The organism is Streptomyces sp. NPDC021622, from assembly GCF_040640795.1.
Taxonomy (GTDB): Bacteria; Actinomycetota; Actinomycetes; order Streptomycetales; family Streptomycetaceae; genus Streptomyces.
In genome coordinates this window covers 68,249-86,653 of record NZ_JBFACK010000025.1, presented here as the reverse complement: position 1 = coordinate 86,653, position 18,405 = coordinate 68,249, and the positions used below count along the sequence as shown (strand labels likewise).

The window sequence follows — 18,405 nt, the reverse complement described above, 5'->3', positions numbered from 1 at the left end:
CGCCCAACTGCTGTTTCTGCGTCACCGCCATCGGCAGCCTGCGCCGCTTCTGCACCCGCCGGCCTCCTCAGTCGGCCGATGCCGCCCAGCCCACCGCCTCGATGCGTGCGGCGTCGGCGGGCCGCGTCTCGTCGAAGGCCGTACGGTCGCCGTCCTCGACCCGCAGTCCGTCGGCGTACGCGCCGCGCCCCACGTACAGCTGGTCCGTCGTGTACCGCCAGCGCAGCCGCACCTGCTCGCCCTGCCAGGCGGCGAGGTCCGCGGTCAGGCGGTGCCAGACGCGGCCGGACCAGCCGGTGGCCGTGCCGTCGGGGTGCGGGAGCGGGTCCGCGCCCTCGCGCGTGGTGGTGAAGGGCACCGCCTGCCAGGTCCCGCCGTCGTCGCGCGATGCCTCGAGGCGCAGCAGGTCGGAGCCGGGCTCGGTGTCCCACCACAGCGCGCAGCGCAGCCGCGCCCGGTCGGTGGTGAGCGTGAGCGGCGGCAGGGCGAGCGTGGCCGATGCCGCGTTCGCCATGCCGGAGAACCAGGCGGTGCGGCCGCGCGCGGGGCGTACCGGCACGGCGCGTGCCATGCGGTTCGCGGCGGCCACTCTGGGGGCCGAGCCCGAGCGCCAACTGCGCACCGGGTGAACGGAGTTGCCGAGTACGACGAGGAAGGAGTCGGTCGTCGGGTCGAGGACGAGTGAGGTGCCGGTGAAGCCGGTGTGGCCCGCGGTGCGCGGGGTGGCCATCGCGCCCATGTACCAGTGCTGGTAGAGCTCGAAGCCGAGGCCGTGCTCGTCGCCGGGGAAGGCGGTGTTGAAGTCGGTGAACATCAGCTTCACGGACTCGGCGGTGAGGATGCGGGAGCGGCCGTAGGCCCCGCCGTTGAGCAGCGTACGGCCGAGGATCGCGAGGTCCCAGGCGCAGGAGAAGACGCCCGCGTGTCCGGCGACGCCGCCGAACCCGAAGGCGTTCTCGTCGTGCACCTCGCCCCAGACGAGCCCGCGGTCGAGGCCCGACCAGGGCAGTCGGGCGTCCTCGGTGGCGGCGATCTTCGGCTGCCAGGAGGCGGGCGGGTTGTAGCGAGTGCGGTGCATCCCGAGTGGAGCAGTGATCTCGTCGTGGAGCAGTGCATCCAGCTGACGACCCGTGATCTCTTCAAGGACCAGCTGCAGCGAGATCAGATTCAGGTCCGAGTAGAGGTACTTGGTGCCCGGAGGGTTCAGCGGTGCCTCGTTCCAGATGAGGCGCAGCTGTCCCTCGCGGGTGGGCTCCTTGTAGAGGGGGATCCAGGCGCGGAACCCCGAGGTGTGCGTCAGCAGTTGGCGGACGGTGATGTCCTGCTTGCCCGCGCCCCCGAAGTCGGGGAGGTACGAGGCGACTTCGGCCTCGAGCTCCAGCGTGCCCCGCTCGATCTGCTGCACCGCGAGCAGTGAGGTGAACAGCTTGGAGACGGAGGCGAGATCGAAGACCGTGTCCTTCGCCATGGCGATCTGCCGGTCGGCGGGGAACTCGACGCCGGTGTCGGTCTTCTCGTCGTACGCCGAGTAGCGCACCGCCTTGCCGATGGGCTGGTGCAGGGCGACGGTGCCGCCGCGGCCCGCGAGCAGGACGGCGCCCGCGTACCACGGGTGCTTGGGGGAGGGGTCGAGGAACCGCTCGGCGTCGACGACCAGTTGCCGCAGATGCCCGGCGAGCAGCCCGGCCCGCTCGGGGGTGCCGGGGCGCAGCGTCGGATGCCCGCCGCCGCTGGTTGCCGCCGCCGCGGGCCCCGCCGGGAACGGCACCAGGGCCAACGCCCCGCCCAAGGCCAGGGCCCTCGCGCCCAGTTGGCGCCGGCTCAGCCCGCCACCTGCTCTGTCACTCATACCGAGCTCCTGAACTGAAACTATCTTTCGAGATCGCCAGAGACTGCTGAAACTTTCATGTCAGGGTCGAGCCCTGTCAACCATGGGTGCAGCGCAAGAATCTGACACCGCATCAGAAAATCTCTTCCGTCGTCCGCACCGCTGCGGCATCCTGCGCCCATGCAGACAGAGCTGAGCAGGAAACTGGGAGTCGAGCACGCCATCTTCGGCTTCACGCCCTTCCCGGCGGTGGCGGCCGCCATCAGCAGGGCGGGCGGATTCGGTGTGCTCGGCGCGGTCCGCTACACGGCACCCGACGAGCTGGCCCGCGACCTCGACTGGATGCAGGAGCACGTCGGCGACCGGCCCTACGGCCTCGACGTCGTGATGCCCGCGAAGAAGGTCGAGGGGGTGACGGAGGCCGACGTGGAGGCGATGATCCCCGAAGGCCACCGGCAGTTCGTCAAGGACACCCTGGGCAAGTACGGCGTACCCGAACTCGCGGAGGGCGAGGCGTCCGGCTGGCGCATCACCGGCTGGATGGAGCAGGTCGCCCGGAACCAGCTCGACGTCGCCTTCGACTATCCGATCAAGCTGCTCGCCAACGCGCTCGGCTCACCGCCCGCCGATGTGATCCGGCGCGCCCACGACCACGACGTACTCGTCGCGGCGCTCGCCGGCAGCGCCCGGCACGCGCGCAAGCACGCGGACGCGGGTATCGACATCGTCGTCGCGCAGGGCTACGAGGCGGGTGGCCACACCGGCGAGATCGCCTCGATGGTGCTCACCCCGGAGGCGGTCGATGCCGTGGCGCCGCTGCCGGTGCTCGCCGCGGGCGGCATCGGCAGCGGGGAGCAGATCGCCGCCGCGTTCGCGCTCGGCGCGCAAGGGGTGTGGCTCGGCTCCCTCTGGCTCACCACGACCGAGGCCGACCTGCACTCCGCGGCGCTCACCCAGAAGCTCCTCGCGGCCGGTTCGGGCGACACGGTCCGCTCCCGGGCGCTGACCGGCAAGCCCGCCCGCCAGCTGCGCACCGACTGGACGGACGCCTGGGACGACCCGGACGGGCCAGGGACCCTGCCCATGCCACTGCAGGGCCTCCTTGTCGCCGAGGCCGTCTCGCGCATTCAGAAGTACGAGGTGCAGCCGCTGCTCGGCACACCCGTCGGGCAGATCGTCGGCCGGATGAACAGCGAACGCAGCGTCCAGGCCGTCTTCGACGATCTGACCCGCGGCTTCGAGCAGGCCATCGACCGCGTGAACCGCATCGCCGGACGCGACTAAGCGCTTCGCTGGATCAACCGTGCAGAACCTGCGGGCCGTCCGTGGCTGGTCGCTCCCCCAAGTTCTCGGCTTCGCTCGAACAGGGGGGACCCCCTTCGCGGCGGAGCCGCATATGTGACAGACCCGCGCCCCTTCCGGGGCGCGGTACCGCACCGCACTTCACCGAGTCCGCTTGGACACGAGACGGAGGAGAGGCCCCCATGACCAGCACGCCCCCCAACGGCTTCTGGGCGCAGGCCGCGGCGGACCCGGACCGCGTCATGCTGATCGCACCCGACGGAGCGGAGTGGACGGCCCGCCGCCTGCACGCGGCGGTCAACCGGCTCGTCCACGGACTGCGCGCCGCGGGACTCGAGCGCGGTGACGCGTTCGCCGTCGTCCTTCCCAACGGCGTCGAATTCCTCACCGCGTACCTGGCGGCCTCCCAGGCCGGCCTCTATCTCGTCCCCGTCAACCACCATCTCGTCGGCCCCGAGATCGCCTGGATCGTCGCCGACTCGGGCGCGAAGGTGCTCATCGCCCACGAGCGGTTCGCGGACGCGGCGACCGCGGCCGCCGACGAGGCTAAGCTCCCGGCCACCCATCGCTATGCGGTGGGCGAGGTGCCCGGCTTCCGCCCGTACGCCGAACTCCTCGACGGACAGCCCGAGTCGGCACCGGACGGCCGCACCCTCGGCTGGGTCATGAACTACACATCCGGTACGACGGGACGCCCGCGCGGCATCCGCCGCCCGCTGTCCGGGAAGCTCCCCGAGGAGTCGTACCTCGGCGGCTTCCTCGGCATCTTCGGGGTGAAGCCCTTCGACGGCAATGTGCACCTGGTCTGCTCGCCGCTTTACCACACGGCGGTCCTCCAATTCGCGGGCGCAGCCCTGCACATCGGCCACCCTTTGGTCCTGATGGACAAGTGGACGCCCGAGGAGATGCTCCGCCTCATCGACACGCACAAGTGCACGCACACCCACATGGTGCCGACCCAGTTCCACCGGCTCCTGGCGCTGCCGGACGCCACGAAGGCGGCGTACGACGTGTCGTCGATGCGGCACGCCATCCACGGCGCCGCACCCTGCCCCGACCACGTGAAGCGGGCGATGATCGAGTGGTGGGGCGAGTGCGTCGAGGAGTACTACGCGGCGAGCGAGGGCGGCGGCGCCTTCGCCACCGCCCAGGACTGGCTGAAGCGGCCCGGCACGGTCGGCAAGGCGTGGCCGATCAGCGAACTGGCCGTCTTCGACGACGACGGCAACCGGCTGCCGCCCGGTGAACTCGGCACCGTCTACATGAAGATGAGCACCGGCGGCTTCGCGTACCACAAGGACGAGTCGAAGACGAAGAAGAACCGCATCGGCGACTTCTTCACCGTGGGCGACCTCGGCCTCCTGGACGAGGACGGCTATCTCTACCTCCGCGACCGCAAGATCGACATGATCATCTCGGGCGGCGTCAACATCTACCCCGCCGAGATCGAGTCCGCACTGCTCACCCACCCCGCCGTCGCGGACGCCGCGGCGTTCGGCATTCCGCACGACGAGTGGGGCGAGCAGGTCAAGGCGGTCGTGGAAGTGGCAGAGGGCCACACGGCGGGCGACACACTGGCGGCCGAGATCCTCGCCCACTGCGAACGCCGACTGGCGGGCTACAAGCGCCCGAAGAGCGTCGACTTCATCGAAGCAATGCCACGCGACCCGAACGGCAAGCTGTACAAGCGACGACTGCGGGAGCCGTACTGGGAGGGGCTGGAACGCGCGCTCTAAGCGAGCGCCCCGAAGGGGCGCGGGGAACTGCGCGACCAGCCACAACGCACCCGCAGCCGAGCGACGGGCGCACCTCACATCACTACCCGCGGAGCGGCCGGCCGCTACCGCTGAGCACTACAGAGCCGGGCCGCACCGCGCTGCAGGTGTGGTGTGACCCGGATCCGGCCGGCGCAGCCTCAGCGCCGCTCGCGCACCTTCACCACCTTCAGCTTCGGGTCGCTCAGGATGTCCTTCTCGCAGAACCGCGAGGTGACCCAGCGCTCATCGGTGTACAGCCGCGTCTGATCGCTGTAGTGCGGCGAGTCGGGGTTCGACGACTGCGCGTACGTCAGGAGCGTGCGGGCCTCCGGGCAGCGGCCCTTGCCCCAGCCCACCGCCTGGATGTGGCTCGATCCGTGCGCGACCTCGGTGTAGCCGCCGGACTCCGCGTCCCAGACCGGCTCGACCTTGTTCCATACGCCGATGGACTCCGTGCCGCCGTGGATCGGGATGCGCTGTCCGCCGCGTACGACGAACTGGTTCTGCCCCAGCGGCGCGTCGACCGCGATCCCCGCCTCGTTCAGCTCGGTCACTGCGTCGGCGAGCGCGGTCGCGAAGCCCGGCGCGGCCGTGTTGAGGGTGTTCGGGGTACGCACCGGGTCGGCGGCCGAGAACGGCACCTTCCACAGCTGGGCGTTCGGCACGGCGGCCGTCAGCTTGCGCCAGAAGCGGTCGAAGAGCAGCGCGCCCCTGCTGTCCGTGTTCATGGTGTGGTCCCAGGCCTTGAGGGCGTCGCAGGCCTTGCGTACGTCGACTGCCGTGCCGTCACTGCCCGTTGCCGTGCCTCCGGGCAGGGCCGCGCAGGTGCGGGCCGCGTCGTCGGCCGCCAGATCGCCCGCGGGCGCGCGGTTGGCGAACTGCTGCTCCTGGAGATCCTTGACCGTCAGGCCGCCCTTCGTGGCCATCGCCGAGACATCTTCGATCGCGCCGCGCGTGCGCAGGGAGCGCTGCGTGCCGATCGTCCCGAAGACCCGCTCGTAGCCGGTGATCGGCCGGTCCGCGTTGGTGAGCCAGGCGCTGTCGTTGGAGTTCTCCGCGTACGGGGCGTCCTTGAGGGTCGGCATCTTCGACGGGCCGAAGACACCCGGCTGTACCGCGTCCTTGTCCGAGCCGAGCGCGCAGTCGCCGCGCGAGCCGTCGAGCACGGCCACACCCGATGCCGGATACGTCACCTTGCCCAGATCGGTGGAGCAGCGCTGCGCCAGGTCGTCGGTGATGCGGGGCAGCACCTGCGACTGGGTGAGCAGCGAGTGTCCTGCGCGGTCCGCTGCCACGGTGTTCACCCACGGGAGCCCCTGGGTCTCGCGCAGGGACTTCAGGATGCCGTCGGTGGAGCGGGCCTTGCCGAAGCCGAGGCCGGTGTCGTTGCCGCGCAGGTTCACCGCGTTGGGGTCGTTCAGCGCGTACGCCGTCTTCGCCGACCAGGGCAGCGGGAGCTGCGAGCCGAGCCCGGTGGTGACCGGGCCGTACCGGGTCCACCACTGCGTACGGGTGACCGGTGCGCCGTCCTTGACCGGCACCTCGACCGTCCGCTTCGTCATCTTCTCCGGCTTGCCGTCCACCAGATAGCTGGTCGGGTCGGCCGGATCGAGGGTCAGCTGGTGCAGATTGAGGGTGACGCCGGTGGCCACCGTGTGGCTCCAGGCGACATCGCCGTTGAAGCCGATGTTGACCACGCTCGTGCCGAGCAGCGAGCCGCCCGAGACGTTCAGCTCGCCGGGGATGGTCTGCTGCGACTGCCAGAAGCGGCGGCCGCCCTGCCAGGGGTAGTGCGGATTGCCGAGCAGCAGGCCCTTGCCGTTCGCGGTGGTCTTCCCGCTGAACGCCACGGCGTTGGAGCCCATGTCGGCGTCGTCCGCCGAGAACATCTCGCGTGCGGCCTTCGCCGTGCGCTCCGGGTCGGGCGCGCCCCGGACCGTGGGTTTCGTGGGTTTCGTGGGTTTCGTGGTCTTCACGGTCGGCGGCTGCGCGGCGGTGATGCCGTCGATGCCGCGCCCCTGGCCGCCGAGTACCTGGACGGCGAAGCCGTGCCGGGCCACGTCGAGGGAGGTGATCGGGCGCAGCCACTTGGCGCCCTTGCAGGCCGGGTCGGTGACGCGGTTCTGCCTCAGCCAGGCGTTGTAGCCCGCCGCGAAGCCGCGCATCAGCTTCTTCGACGCGGCGCTCGGCCCGGCGGGGGCGGGCTGCTCGAGGAGCTTCTCGACCGTGCGCGTGTCGCGGACACCGCCGAAGTACAGGTCGCTGGAGAGGTTCGTGGTCGCCGAGGACAGCGAGCCGTCGGGCTTGCCGTCAGGGCCGAAGTGACGTGACCGCTCCCCGCGCACGGTCACGTATCCCTCGGCAAGGGTGCACACCTGGTCGGCGGCCTGCGCCCAGCCGGTGCCGAAGCCGAGGTTCTCGTAGTCCTTGGCGAGGATGTGCGGGATGCCGTACTGGGTGTAGCGGACGGTGGCGGAAAGGCCGCCGCCCGACGGGCGGGTGGAGCGCTCCTCGGCCGCGCCGGCGGTGGCGGCGGACGACGGCAGGAGGGCCGTGGCGGTCAGCAGGCTGATGCCGAGGGCCGTCAGGCGTCTGGTGCGGGTACGCATGGTGCCTCCCAACTGGTGTGGCGGAAGGGGCGGTTGAGCGTACCAACCGGTATGTCACTTGATCGAGTGGCCGAACCGGCCTTGTTCGCGACCCGTCCGGAGCCTTGACGTTCGCGACCCGTACGGAGCCTTGACCGCCGTGACGGGCGGGGCACAGGATCACGCCATGACGGGTGTACGCGGAAACACGGTCGACGGGGTCCTTCGGCGGAGCGCGCGACGCGTGCCGGCACGGGTGGCACTGCGCTACGGCGAGCGCTCCTGGACGTACGCGGAACTGGACGACGCCGTCTCCCGCGCGGCGCAGGTGCTGCGCGACGCGGGACTCGGCCAAGGGGACCGCGTGGGCGCCTACGCCCACAACTCCGACGCCTATCTCATCGGCTTCCTCGCCTGCTCACGGGCGGGCCTGGTCCATGTGCCGGTCAACCAGAACCTCGTCGGCGACGACTTGGCGTACATCGTCGGCCAGTCGGGCAGCTCCCTGGTCCTCGCCGACCCGGACATCGCGCCGCGCCTTCCCGGCGACGTCCGCGTCATCGCCCTGCGCGACGCGGACGACTCCCTGCTTGCACGGCTCGCGTCGTCACCGGCGTACGACGGTGCCGAGCCCGGCACGGACGACTTGGCGCAGCTGCTCTATACGTCCGGCACGACCGCCCTCCCCAAGGGCGCGATGATGACCCACCGCGCCTTGGTGCACGAATACGTCAGCGCCATCACCGCCCTTGACCTCAAGGAGACGGACAAGCCCGTCCACTCGCTGCCGCTGTACCACTCGGCGCAGATGCACGTCTTCCTGCTGCCCTACCTCGCGGTGGGCGCCGAGAACACCATCCTCGACGCGCCCGCCGCCGAGCCGATCTTCGACCTGGTCGAGGCGGGCCGCGCCGACAGCCTCTTCGCGCCGCCCACGGTGTGGATCGGTCTGTCGAACCACCCCGGCTTCGCGACGCGCGACCTCGGCGCCCTGCGCAAGGCCTACTACGGGGCGTCGATCATGCCCGTACCCGTCCTTGAACGGCTGCGCGAACGGCTCCCGTCGCTCGGCTTCTACAACTGCTTCGGGCAGAGCGAGATCGGCCCGCTGGCCACGGTCCTCGGGCCCGACGAGCACGAGGGGCGGATGGACTCCTGCGGGCGGCCCGTCCTGTTCGTCGAGGCGCGCGTCGTGGACGAGCGCGGCCAGGAGGTGCCCGACGGCACACAGGGTGAAGTCGTCTACCGCTCCCCGCAGTTGTGCGAGGGCTACTGGGACAAGCCCGAGGAGACCAAGGAGGCGTTCCGCGACGGATGGTTCCACTCCGGGGACCTGGCCGTGCGGGACGAGGAGGGCTACTTCACGGTCGTCGACCGGGTGAAGGACGTCATCAACTCAGGCGGTGTCCTCGTCGCGTCGCGCCAGGTCGAGGACGCGCTCTACACCCACGAACGGGTCGCCGAGACCGCCGTGATCGGGCTGCCGGACGAGCGCTGGATCGAGGCGGTCACCGCCGTCGTCGTACGCAATGGCGAGGTCACGGAGGACGAACTGATCGCCCACGCACGCGAGAAGCTCGCCCACTTCAAGGCACCCAAGCGGATCCTGTTCGTGGACGAGCTGCCGCGCAACGCGAGCGGCAAGATCCTCAAGCGGGAGCTGCGGGACCGGTTCAGCGACGCGTCCTAGGCGCCAAGCGCTCCGCGGGAAGTGAACGAGGTGCCGTCGCTGGTCTGCGGCTGTGGTGTGGCTGGTCGCTCCCCCAAGTTCTCGGCTTCGCTCGAACAGGGGGGACCCCCTTCGCGGCGGAGCCGCACATGTCGCAGCCCCGCGCCCCTTCGGGGCGCTGCCGATCCGCAGCGGACTTCGACAAGACCGCTTAGTTGTCCCGCAGATCCACGATCCGCTTGAACTTGCCCACCGACCGCTCGATCGTCTCCGGATCGACGATCTCGACCGTCACCGAGACGCCGATGCCGTCCTTCACCGCCGTCGCGATCTCCCGGGCCGCCGCGTCGCGGCGCTCGGGTGTCGTGTCCGCGCGGGACTCGGCGCGGACCGTCAGGGCGTCCATCCGGCCCTCGCGGGTCAGGCGCAGCTGGAAGTGCGGGGCGACGCCCGGTGTGCGCAGGACGATCTCCTCGATCTGGGTGGGGAAGAGGTTCACGCCGCGCAGGATCACCATGTCGTCCGTGCGGCCCGTGACCTTCTCCATACGGCGGAAGTTCCGTGCCGTGCCAGGCAGGAGGCGGGTCAGGTCCCGGGTGCGGTAGCGGATGACGGGCATGGCCTCCTTGGTCAGGGACGTGAAGACCAGCTCGCCGCGCTCGCCGTCCGGGAGGACCTCGCCGGTGATCGGATCCACCACCTCCGGATAGAAGTGGTCCTCCCAGATGTGCAGTCCGTCCTTGGTCTCCACGCACTCCTGGGCGACACCGGGGCCGATGACCTCCGAAAGGCCGTACAGGTCGACCGCGTCGATCGCGAACCGCTCCTCGATCTCGCGGCGCATCTCCTCCGTCCACGGCTCGGCGCCGAAGATGCCGACCTTGAGGGACGTCGTGCGCGGGTCGACGCCCTGGCGCTCGAACTCCTCCAGGAGCGTGAGCATGTACGAGGGGGTCACCATGATGATCTCGGGGCGGAAGTCCTGGATCAGCTGGACCTGACGTGCCGTCATGCCGCCGGAGGCGGGAATCACCGTGCAGCCGAGCCGCTCCGCGCCGTAGTGCGCGCCGAGGCCGCCGGTGAACAGGCCGTAGCCGTACGCCACATGGACCTTGTGCCCGGGGCGGCCGCCCGCCGCGCGGATCGAGCGGGCCACCACGTCCGCCCACATCGACAGGTCCTGCTCGGTGTAGCCGACGACCGTCGGCCGGCCCGTGGTGCCGCTCGACGCGTGCAGGCGGCGCACCTCGGACTGCTCCACCGCGAACATCCCGAACGGGTAGTTGTCGCGCAGGTCGGTCTTGGCAGTGAACGGGAAGCGGGCCAGGTCGGCGAGCGTACGGCAGTCGTCGGGGCGGAGCCCCGCCTTGTCGAACGCCGCCCGGTAGAAGGGCACGTTCTCGTACGCGTGCAGCAAGGTGTCCTGCAGGCGCTCCAGCTGCAGCGCCTCGAGCTCCTCGCGCCCCAGGCGCTCCGCCGCGTCCAGCATGGCCGTCATATGGAGTTTCTCCCGTCCCAAACGGGCGACCGATCATTCGGTCGTGGATCTTCTGTCGAGGTCAGTAATCCAGTCGCGGAGGCGGCCGTCAAGAGATCGCACACGACGGCTTCCCGCGTCGCCCTTCCCGCGGTGTGAGCTGCGTGGACGGGCTTTTGCCGGGGGCAGCTGCACCCGGGCGCCGCGCACCCTCCGTCCGCGGCGCCCACGCCGTCGCGCCGTACCATGGCGGCCACCGAGAACGATCAACACGGCCATTTCCAGGGGGACATCCCGTGCAGCGCAGCACCTCGTCCGCAGTCCGCTTCCTGACCGCCGGCGCTCTCGCGGCCGTACTCCTTGGAGGAGCCGGTGCCGGGCAGGCCGCCGCCGCTCCCGCCGCCGTCCCCGTCCAGCGGACCGCCCTCGCGCACGGCACGCCGTACGACCTGCTCCATCCGCTCGCCGATCTCTCCGCCCAGCGGCTTGCCACCGCCGACCTCGTCGCGGCCGCCAAGTACGGCACGGACAGCCCCATCGACGACCCGGCCCGCGAGAAGCAGGTCCTCGACGACGTCGCACGGCAGGCGCGCGAGGTGGGCGCGGACCCCGAGGTGACGGTGCGGATCTTCCGCGACCAGATCGAGGCGAACAAGGTGGTGCAGCGCGCGCTGCACCACCGGTGGGACGCCGACCCGTCCCAGGCGCCGACCGAGCGGCCGGACCTCGCGGAGGTCCGCAAGGAGATCAACCGCGTGAACGGCGAACTCGTCCGCGCCATCGCCGCCTCGCCGTCCGCGCGCACGGCCCCCTACTGCGGCGGACTGCTGACCGCGGCGGCCGTGCACGTACGGCACGACCGACACCTCGACGCGCTGCACACCGCCGCCTTGGAGCGGGCGCTTCGGTCCGTCTGCAGGGCTTAGACGGCAGTTGGCGCGACACTTGAATGAGTGCCGGTGCGGGGCTCTGCCTGCATGTGCAGCCTGCCGGGCCGCAGTGCCAACCCCAGGGCGGGGCGGACCTGTTGTTGTCCTGGCAGGTGTGCCAGGCGCCATCGGGCGGTGATGGTCGCGAGGGCAAGGACGGCCTCGGTCACCGCGAAGTCGTCGCCGATGCATTTGCGGGCGCCGGCGGCGAAGGGGAGGAGGGCGTGGCGGGGCGGCTGAGGGCGCTTGGGGTCCCAGCGGTCGGGGTCGAAGGTTTCGGAGTTGTCGTAGAGGTCCGGCCGGTGGTGGATGAGGTAGGGGCTGTAGGCGACGCAGCTCCCGGCGGGCAGCAGGTGCCCGCCCAGGCGGGTGTCGGCGGTGACGGTGCGGGTGAAGATCCAGCCCGGCGGTCGGAGCCGGAGGGTTTCGGTGACGATGCGGTGCGTCAGTTCCAGGCGCGGCAGATCGGCGTGGGTGGCCGTGGCTCCGTCCAGGACGGCATCGACCTCGGCGTGCAGCCGCCGCGCCATCTGGGGGTGCCGGGCCAGCAGGTCGAGGGCCCACGCCAGGAGGGCGGCCGTGGTCTCCGTACCGGCGAGGAAGAAAGTGACGATCGTGTCGCTGATCTCCGCGTCGGTCATGCGGGGACTGTCGTCCTTGGGGTCATGGGCCGCGATCAGGGCCGAGAGCAAGTCGTCGTGGTCGACGCCCTCCGCGCGGCGCTGGGCGATGATCAGGTCGAAGGCGTCGCGCAGGCGGGTGCGTGCGCGCACATGGGAGCGGTTGCCCGAGGTGGGCAGCCGGTCCAGCGGGGGGACCATGAACATGCGCTGGTAGAAGCCGTCGAAGAAGGTCTTTACGTCGTCGAGGACCGGGCCGAGTTCGCCGGGGGGCAGCGCACCGGAGAACAGGGTGGCGGCCGTGATCTTGGATGTGATCGTCATCATCTCGGTGGGCACGTCCAGGACCTGTCCGGCATGCCAGGAACCGGTCACCTCCTCGACGCAGGCGCTCATGGCCTTTGTGTAGCCGGGGAACCGTTCCGGGCGGAAGGCCGGCTGGGCCAGCCGGCGCAGCCGCCGGTGCGCGCCGTGCGGACAGCTGGCGAGACCGTCATCACCCACAACTTCCCGTACGCGGTCGAAGACCGGGCCGCCCTTGTCGAAGACGCGGTCGTCGACCAAGGCCTGCCGGGTCAGTTCTGGATCACAGATCACCACCAGGGTGAAGGGGCCGAGCCGGATGCGGACGAGTTCTCCGTGGGTGGGCAGGGAGTTGATGAACTCCAGCGGGTTCCGCAGCAGCGGAATCAGATGGCCGACGAGGGGCAGCGCCTTGGGCGCGATGGGGACCGAACGTAGGCTCGCCATTTCCACTCCGTGGTCTAGTGACCGGCTTCGGTGCTCTGCAGGCCGTAGCGGGGCGTCTCCAATGACCATGTGTAGACGGGGTCGACCCAGTAGAAGATCGCCTGGGCGTGCCTCCTGACTTCCTCCGGCAGGGAGGCGTCCGAGCAGATCGAGGCAGCGGCGTTGGCGTTCTCGTAGCGCATGGCCGCGTTGAGGGTCAGCGAGCAGGAGAAGGCCATGTCCACGGGAATTCCGTATTCCTGGCAGATGACGCCGATGAGGCTGAGCCTTTCTCCCGCTTCGGCCCCCACGTGGCAACTGTGCAGGTCGTTGTCGAGACCGATGAGGAGACTTCCCTGCTTCATGAGGTGAAGCAGTGGTTCGGGAAGCTCCTTCCCCGGCCCGACGAGGCCGGGCTGAAGCCTCTGTACCCACATGCCGAGGACGATCCCCGCCGTGCGCGTCCGGTGCCTCAAGTACCGGTCCAGGCTCGGGAGGGGTTCCCCGTTCTCCCACGCCTGCCGAGCCGTGTACTCGTGCAGGAATCCCAGCAGCAGGTCCGTGAAGCCGGGGATCAGCGCGGCTCCGTCCGCCGCGACGATGTCGTCGCGCAGACTGGCCAGCGGCCTCAGGATGTCCGGCCCGTCGGACGGCACATGCCCCGTCTCCAAGGTTTCCCTCACGGGTTCCATGAGATGACCGACCGGCTGATCACCGCCGAGGTCGACGGTGTTCAGCCAGAACAGGATCATCTGCAGCTTGGCCAGCGGGAGCAGCACATTCCAGGGGGCATGTGGGGCGAAAAGGCCCACCAGGTGCCCGGGGGTTGCCTGGGCCGCTATCCCGACATGGACCTTGCTCAGTCCAAGGTTCGCCGCCCAGGAGAGAATGGCGGACTCCAGTTGCTCGGTCTGCGGGTGGGCGGGGTATGTCTCGCGTCCCTTTCCCAGGTGGGAGAGAATCCAGGGTTTCAGGGGCCGAAAGGAACCGGAGATGTCGTCCGTCGTCCGGGAGTCCGTCGACCGGGAGTCCGTCGACCGGGAGTCAGTCGTCCGGGAGTCAGTCGTCTTGGAACCAGATGTCCTGGAGTCAGTCGTCTTGGGGTCGGTCGTCCTGAGGTCAGGGAACAGAAGGGGCATCTGAGGGGGCATGCTGCAGTTCCTTCCTGCTCTACTTTCCGAAACGCCGCTGACGGGCGCCGTAGAAGGCCAGGGCGCAGTGCAGATCGGACTGGGTGAAGTCGGGCCACAGGACAGGGCAGAAATAGAGTTCGGAGAGGGCTGCCTGCCAGAGCATGAACCCGGAGAGACGTTGTTCGCCGGAAGTGCGGATCACCAAGTCCGGGTCGGGCAGACCGCTGGTGGACAGGGCCTGGGCGAACGACCTCTCGGACACGGTGAAGCCGGCGGACTCGGCCGCCTGGTGGGCCAGCATGCGCGCTGCGGCGAGGATGTCCTCCCGGCCGCTGTAGCCGACCGCGAAGTTGATCTGAGGGCCCTGATTGCGACAGGTGCCGGCCTCCGCCTCGCGCAGCGAGGCTGCCAGAGAGCTGGGGAGCAGCCGGGGATCCCCGAGGTGACGCATTCTCCAGTGCCCGGCCGCCGCCAGCCGGTCGGTCAAGTCGGAGATGATGTCCAGGAGTTCGTGGAGCTCGGCCGCGGCACGGTTGAGGTTGTCCGTCGAGAGCAGCCACCATGTGGTGGTCTCTATGCCTACGGCCTCACACCAGCGAACGGCCCGGCAGACGTTGTCCGCGCCTTCCCGGTGGCCCTGCTCGACGGGGTGGCCATGGGCCTGCGCCCAACGGCGGTTTCCGTCCACTATGAAGGCGACGTGACGCGGCCCGCTGCCCGGGCCGAGGTCGAGGCGGTTGTCCTTCTGCTGTGGGAGGTCGCGCGGAGGAGTACTCATCGGGCACTTCCTTATCGCCTGGGACCGGTGCATACACGGCCGATACGAATCCAGCGGGCTCAACGAGCAAGGAAATGGGCGGAGTAGGTGGATGTGCCGCGAGGGTGGCTGCGGGCGGCGGCCTGCCCTGAAGATCCTGGTCCGCTCCGCCGGGGTTGCCAAGGCGTGATCAGGGGCGCTTGACGGTGCGCACGCCTCAATCGGAGGCCGCAGCGGCTCCCGCCGAGGGCGCTCAAGTCGCCCCTCAAAGCGCGGTGTTCTCTCCGCAAGACCCACGCGCCGGCCCGCGGCCGTCGGGACCGGCCCGGCGGACCGCTCAGTGGTCGAGCGAGCCGATGAAGCGGTGCAACCGTGCGACGACCTGCCGCAGTACGTCGACGGAGCCCACGGTGTCCTCCGCGAGTTCCAGGGCGTGGTCCGCCGAGGGGATCTCCAGGACGTCGTGGTGCAGCGACTCGGCGACCTGGGCGTCCCACAGCGCGTCGGCGCTCCCGCCGACAAGGAGAGCCGGCGCCTTGGCCCGCCGGAGCGAGCGGGCCACCTGGTCGTACGTCAGGAGCGGGGTGAGCCAGGCGGCCGCGAGGTTCCGGTCGGCCGCGACGCCACAGGCGAGTGAGCCGAGGGACTTGCCGACGACCAAGCGCTCCGCGGGAAGTGCGGTACTCGTCTGCGGGTCCGTCGTGGCTGGTCGCTCCCCCAAGTTCTCGGCTTCGCTCGAACAGGGGGGACCCCCCCTCGCGGCGGAGCCGCACATGTCACAGCCCCGCCCCCTTTCGGGGCACTGCCGACCCGCAGCGGACTTCGACAAGACCGCTTAGACGACAGGCCCCCTCCTCGGCGTCGACGGCGAAGGAGGAGGGATCGGGCATGGCCGAAGGCTACTGGGCGGGCGATACCGCGCGGGCGTTCAGGTGGCTCAGCCGCCCGCCGCCACCGCCTTCGCCCACCGGTAGTCCGCCTTGCCGCTGGGGGAGCGCTGGATGTGGTCGGTGAAGACCACGGCCCGGGGGATCTTGTAGCCGGCGAGTCGGGTGCGGCAGTGGGTCTGGACGGCTTCGAGGTCCAACGGGCCCGCGCCGTCGCGGAGTTGGACGACCGCGGCGACACGGTTGCCCCAGCGCTCGTCGGGTACCCCGGCGACCAGCGCGTCGTACACGTCCGGATGGGACTTCAGCGCCTGCTCGACCTCCTCCGGATACACCTTCTCGCCACCGGTGTTGATGCACTGCGAGCCCCGGCCGAGGACGGTCACGATGCCCTCGTCGTCCACGGTCGCCATGTCGCCGAGCAGCACCCACCGCTCGTCGCCCCGCTGGAAGAAGGTCTCGGCGGTTTTCTTGGGGTCGTTGTAGTAGCCGAGCGGCACATGGCCGCGCTGCGCGATGCGCCCCGGCTCGCCGACCGGCACAGGGTCGTACGTCGCCGGATCCACCACCTGCGTACGGGCGTTGACCCGCAGCCGGAACCCCTTGTCGGGGCCCGAGTCGTCCGTCGCCGTGCCGTTGAAGCCGGACTCGGAGGAGCCGAAGTTGTTCAGGAGCATGACGTTCGGGGCCAGGGCGGCGAACTGTGCACGCACCGTCTCCGACATGATCGCGCCGGACGACGACACGCTGAACATGGCCGAGAGGTCCGTCCCCTTGCAGGGCCCGTTCAGCGCGTCTATCAGCGGCCGTAGCATCGCGTCGCCGACCAGCGACATGCTCGTGACCTTCTCCCGCTCGATCGTGCGCAGCACTTCCTCGGGCGCGAACTTGCGGTGGATGACAAGGCGTTGGCCGAAGTTGAAGCAGATGAACGCCGTCAGGGTCGACGTGCCGTGCATCAGCGGGGGAGTGGGGAAGAAGGTGATCCCGTCGCCGCCCGCGGCGACCCGCTCGGCCACCTCTTCGGGGCGCTGGACCGGCTCACCGGTCGGGGCGCCGCCGCCGAGCCCCGAGAAGAACAGGTCCTCCTGACGCCACATCACCCCCTTGGGCATACCGGTCGTGCCGCCGGTGTAGATGATGAACAGGTCGTCGGGTGACCGGTCGCCCGTGAAGCCCCGCTCCGGTGAGCCGGCCGCCTCCGCGTCGGCGTACGACACCGCGTCGAGCGAGGGAGATCCGGCGGGCGGGGTCCCCACCCGCACCAGATGCCGCAGCTTCTCGGTCCTCGGCAGTGCGGCCGCCACGCGCGCGGTGAACTCCCCGTCGAAGACGAGCGCCGCGAGATCCGCGTCGCGGTAGAGGTAGACCAACTCCTCTTCCACATAGCGGTAGTTGACGTTGACCGGGACGACCCGTGCCTTGAGGCAGGCGAGCACCGTCTGCAGGTACTCGATCCCGTTGTAGAGGTGGAGCCCCAGATGTTCGCCCGGCTTGATGCCGCTGTCGATCAGGTGGTGGGCGATGCGGTTGGCGGCGGCGTCGAGCTCGGCGTACGTCAGCCTGCGTTCCGCCCCCGTGCCGGGGTGATCGATGTACACGAGCGCCTCGCGGTCGGGGACCACGTCGACGACCGACTCGAACAGGTCGGCAAGGTTGTACTCCACCGCTCCTCCTGACCCCGGCGCCATCTCTTCTGGCTTCTGGCGGTCATCAGAGCAGAGGCGCCCACAACTGGGAAGGGTCCTCGTACAAGAAATCTGACTGACTGTCAGAAAACTATTGAACTGGCTCCCCGGCTACTGCAACCTGTTCCAGGTCCGAAGCCGATCCGAAGCCGATCCGAAGCCGACAGGTCGGTTGTCACGAGAGGGAGCACGGCCATGGGTGGGACGGAACATCTCGCTGTGCAGCGCGAAGGCGCCACACTGGTACTCACGCTCAACCGGCCCGAGGCGAAGAACGCGCTCTCGCTGCCGATGCTGGTGGGCCTCTACGACGGGTGGGTGGCCGCCGACGAGGACGACACGATCCGCTCGATCGTGCTCACCGGCTCGGGCGGCGCGTTCTGCGCGGGCATGGACCTCAAGGCCCTCGCGGGCAAGGGGATGGAGGGCGAGCAGTACCGGGACCGGCTGAAGGCCGACCCCGATCTGCACTGGAAGGCGATGCTGCGCCACCACCGCCCCCGCAAACCCGTCATCGCCGCCGTCGAGGGCTACTGCGTCGCCGGCGGCACGGAGATCCTCCAGGGCACGGATATTCGCCTCGCGGGCGAGTCCGCCACGTTCGGGCTCTTCGAGGTCAAGCGCGGGCTCTTCCCGATCGGTGGCTCGACGGTCCGTCTGCCGCGGCAGATTCCGCGTACGCATGCGCTGGAGATGCTGCTCACGGGGCGGGCGTACTCGGCGGCCGAGGCCGCGTCGATCGGTCTCATCGGCCGGGTCGTCCCGGACGGGACCGCGCTGGAGAAGGCCCTGGCCGTCGCCGAGCAGATCAACGCGTGCGGGCCGCTTGCCGTCGAGGCGGTCAAGGCTTCGGTGTACGAGACCGCGGAGATGTCCGAGGCGGACGGCCTTGCGGCGGAGTTGAAGCGGGGGTGGCCGATCTTTGACACCGCCGATGCGAAGGAGGGCTCCAGAGCCTTTGCGGAGAAGCGGGACCCTGTGTTTCGGCGGGCCTAGGTCGCCCTTGGTCTGCGGGGTGGTGGTGGGGGCTGGTCGCGCCCA

Annotated in this window: 13 protein-coding genes; 5 read left to right on the top strand and 8 right to left on the bottom strand. The window is 70.0% G+C overall.

The genetic code is table 11. From position 1 onward, the window contains the following. Positions 1–67 precede the first annotated feature (67 nt). The gene (locus AB0G47_RS37170; RefSeq protein ID WP_360779308.1) at positions 68–1,849 is read right to left on the bottom strand and encodes a serine hydrolase; all 1,782 of its coding nucleotides are present in this window, start codon (positions 1,847–1,849) and stop codon (positions 68–70) included. Between the two features lie 159 nt (positions 1,850–2,008). Here AB0G47_RS37170 and AB0G47_RS37165 point away from each other — a divergent pair, with 159 nt between their 5' ends. Beyond that, a complete protein-coding gene (locus tag AB0G47_RS37165; RefSeq protein WP_360779305.1) occupies positions 2,009–3,112 on the top strand; it encodes a nitronate monooxygenase family protein in 1,104 nt (367 codons plus the stop codon). Between the two features lie 200 nt (positions 3,113–3,312). Continuing rightward, positions 3,313–4,866, top strand: a complete 1,554-nt coding sequence (locus AB0G47_RS37160; protein WP_360779302.1) for an acyl-CoA synthetase — start codon at positions 3,313–3,315, stop codon at positions 4,864–4,866. A gap of 179 nt (positions 4,867–5,045) precedes the next feature. Here the strand turns inward: AB0G47_RS37160 and AB0G47_RS37155 are convergent, their stop codons facing one another. Next, positions 5,046–7,496, bottom strand: a complete 2,451-nt coding sequence (locus tag AB0G47_RS37155; protein WP_360779299.1) for a penicillin acylase family protein — start codon at positions 7,494–7,496, stop codon at positions 5,046–5,048. A gap of 166 nt (positions 7,497–7,662) precedes the next feature. On the opposite strand from AB0G47_RS37155, the gene AB0G47_RS37150 reads away from it, so the two are divergent. Continuing rightward, on the top strand, positions 7,663–9,165 hold the full coding sequence (locus AB0G47_RS37150; RefSeq protein WP_360779297.1) for an acyl-CoA synthetase: 1,503 nt from the start codon (positions 7,663–7,665) through the stop codon (positions 9,163–9,165). A gap of 190 nt (positions 9,166–9,355) precedes the next feature. Here the strand turns inward: AB0G47_RS37150 and paaK are convergent, their stop codons facing one another. After that, positions 9,356–10,642 (bottom strand): phenylacetate--CoA ligase PaaK, encoded by a 1,287-nt coding sequence (paaK, locus tag AB0G47_RS37145; protein ID WP_360779294.1) that lies wholly within the window; start codon positions 10,640–10,642, stop codon positions 9,356–9,358. 275 nt (positions 10,643–10,917) lie between these two features. On the opposite strand from paaK, the gene AB0G47_RS37140 reads away from it, so the two are divergent. Beyond that, a complete protein-coding gene (locus tag AB0G47_RS37140) occupies positions 10,918–11,547 on the top strand; it encodes a chorismate mutase (protein WP_360779291.1) in 630 nt (209 codons plus the stop codon). Here the strand turns inward: AB0G47_RS37140 and AB0G47_RS37135 are convergent. The 5 genes from AB0G47_RS37135 to AB0G47_RS37115 form a co-directional block, all read right to left on the bottom strand. Beyond that, positions 11,544–12,920: a cytochrome P450 gene (locus AB0G47_RS37135; RefSeq protein ID WP_360779288.1), complete on the bottom strand. Its 1,377-nt coding sequence runs from the start codon at positions 12,918–12,920 to the stop codon at positions 11,544–11,546. The genes AB0G47_RS37140 and AB0G47_RS37135 overlap by 4 nt on opposite strands. 14 nt (positions 12,921–12,934) lie before the next feature. Continuing rightward, entirely contained in the window at positions 12,935–13,678 is a 744-nt protein-coding gene (locus AB0G47_RS37130; protein ID WP_360779285.1) for a terpene synthase family protein, read from the bottom strand. A 391-nt stretch (positions 13,679–14,069) separates the two neighbouring features. After that, on the bottom strand, positions 14,070–14,810 hold the full coding sequence (gene uppS / locus AB0G47_RS37125; RefSeq protein WP_360779282.1) for a polyprenyl diphosphate synthase: 741 nt from the start codon (positions 14,808–14,810) through the stop codon (positions 14,070–14,072). Between the two features lie 316 nt (positions 14,811–15,126). Next, on the bottom strand, positions 15,127–15,510 hold the full coding sequence (locus AB0G47_RS37120) for a hypothetical protein (RefSeq protein ID WP_360779280.1): 384 nt from the start codon (positions 15,508–15,510) through the stop codon (positions 15,127–15,129). Positions 15,511–15,726: 216 nt separating this feature from the next. After that, positions 15,727–17,343, bottom strand: a complete 1,617-nt coding sequence (locus tag AB0G47_RS37115; RefSeq protein WP_360779277.1) for an acyl-CoA synthetase — start codon at positions 17,341–17,343, stop codon at positions 15,727–15,729. A 216-nt stretch (positions 17,344–17,559) separates the two neighbouring features. Between AB0G47_RS37115 and AB0G47_RS37110 the strand changes: the two genes are divergently transcribed. Beyond that, on the top strand, positions 17,560–18,360 hold the full coding sequence (locus AB0G47_RS37110; RefSeq protein ID WP_360779275.1) for a crotonase/enoyl-CoA hydratase family protein: 801 nt from the start codon (positions 17,560–17,562) through the stop codon (positions 18,358–18,360). Positions 18,361–18,405: the final 45 nt, after the last annotated feature.

What these genes read in the sequence shown, in the direction of transcription:
- AB0G47_RS37165 (WP_360779305.1), top strand. Translation starts at nt 2,009, where the DNA reads ATGCAGACAGAGCTGAGCAGGAAACTGGGAGTCGAGCACGCCATCTTC.
- AB0G47_RS37110 (WP_360779275.1), top strand. Translation starts at nt 17,560, where the DNA reads ATGGGTGGGACGGAACATCTCGCTGTGCAGCGCGAAGGCGCCACACTG.
- uppS (WP_360779282.1), bottom strand. Translation starts at nt 14,810, where the DNA reads ATGAGTACTCCTCCGCGCGACCTCCCACAGCAGAAGGACAACCGCCTC.
- AB0G47_RS37150 (WP_360779297.1), top strand. Translation starts at nt 7,663, where the DNA reads ATGACGGGTGTACGCGGAAACACGGTCGACGGGGTCCTTCGGCGGAGC.
- AB0G47_RS37155 (WP_360779299.1), bottom strand. Translation starts at nt 7,496, where the DNA reads ATGCGTACCCGCACCAGACGCCTGACGGCCCTCGGCATCAGCCTGCTG.
- AB0G47_RS37135 (WP_360779288.1), bottom strand. Translation starts at nt 12,920, where the DNA reads ATGGCGAGCCTACGTTCGGTCCCCATCGCGCCCAAGGCGCTGCCCCTC.
- AB0G47_RS37170 (WP_360779308.1), bottom strand. Translation starts at nt 1,849, where the DNA reads ATGAGTGACAGAGCAGGTGGCGGGCTGAGCCGGCGCCAACTGGGCGCG.
- AB0G47_RS37160 (WP_360779302.1), top strand. Translation starts at nt 3,313, where the DNA reads ATGACCAGCACGCCCCCCAACGGCTTCTGGGCGCAGGCCGCGGCGGAC.
- paaK (WP_360779294.1), bottom strand. Translation starts at nt 10,642, where the DNA reads ATGACGGCCATGCTGGACGCGGCGGAGCGCCTGGGGCGCGAGGAGCTC.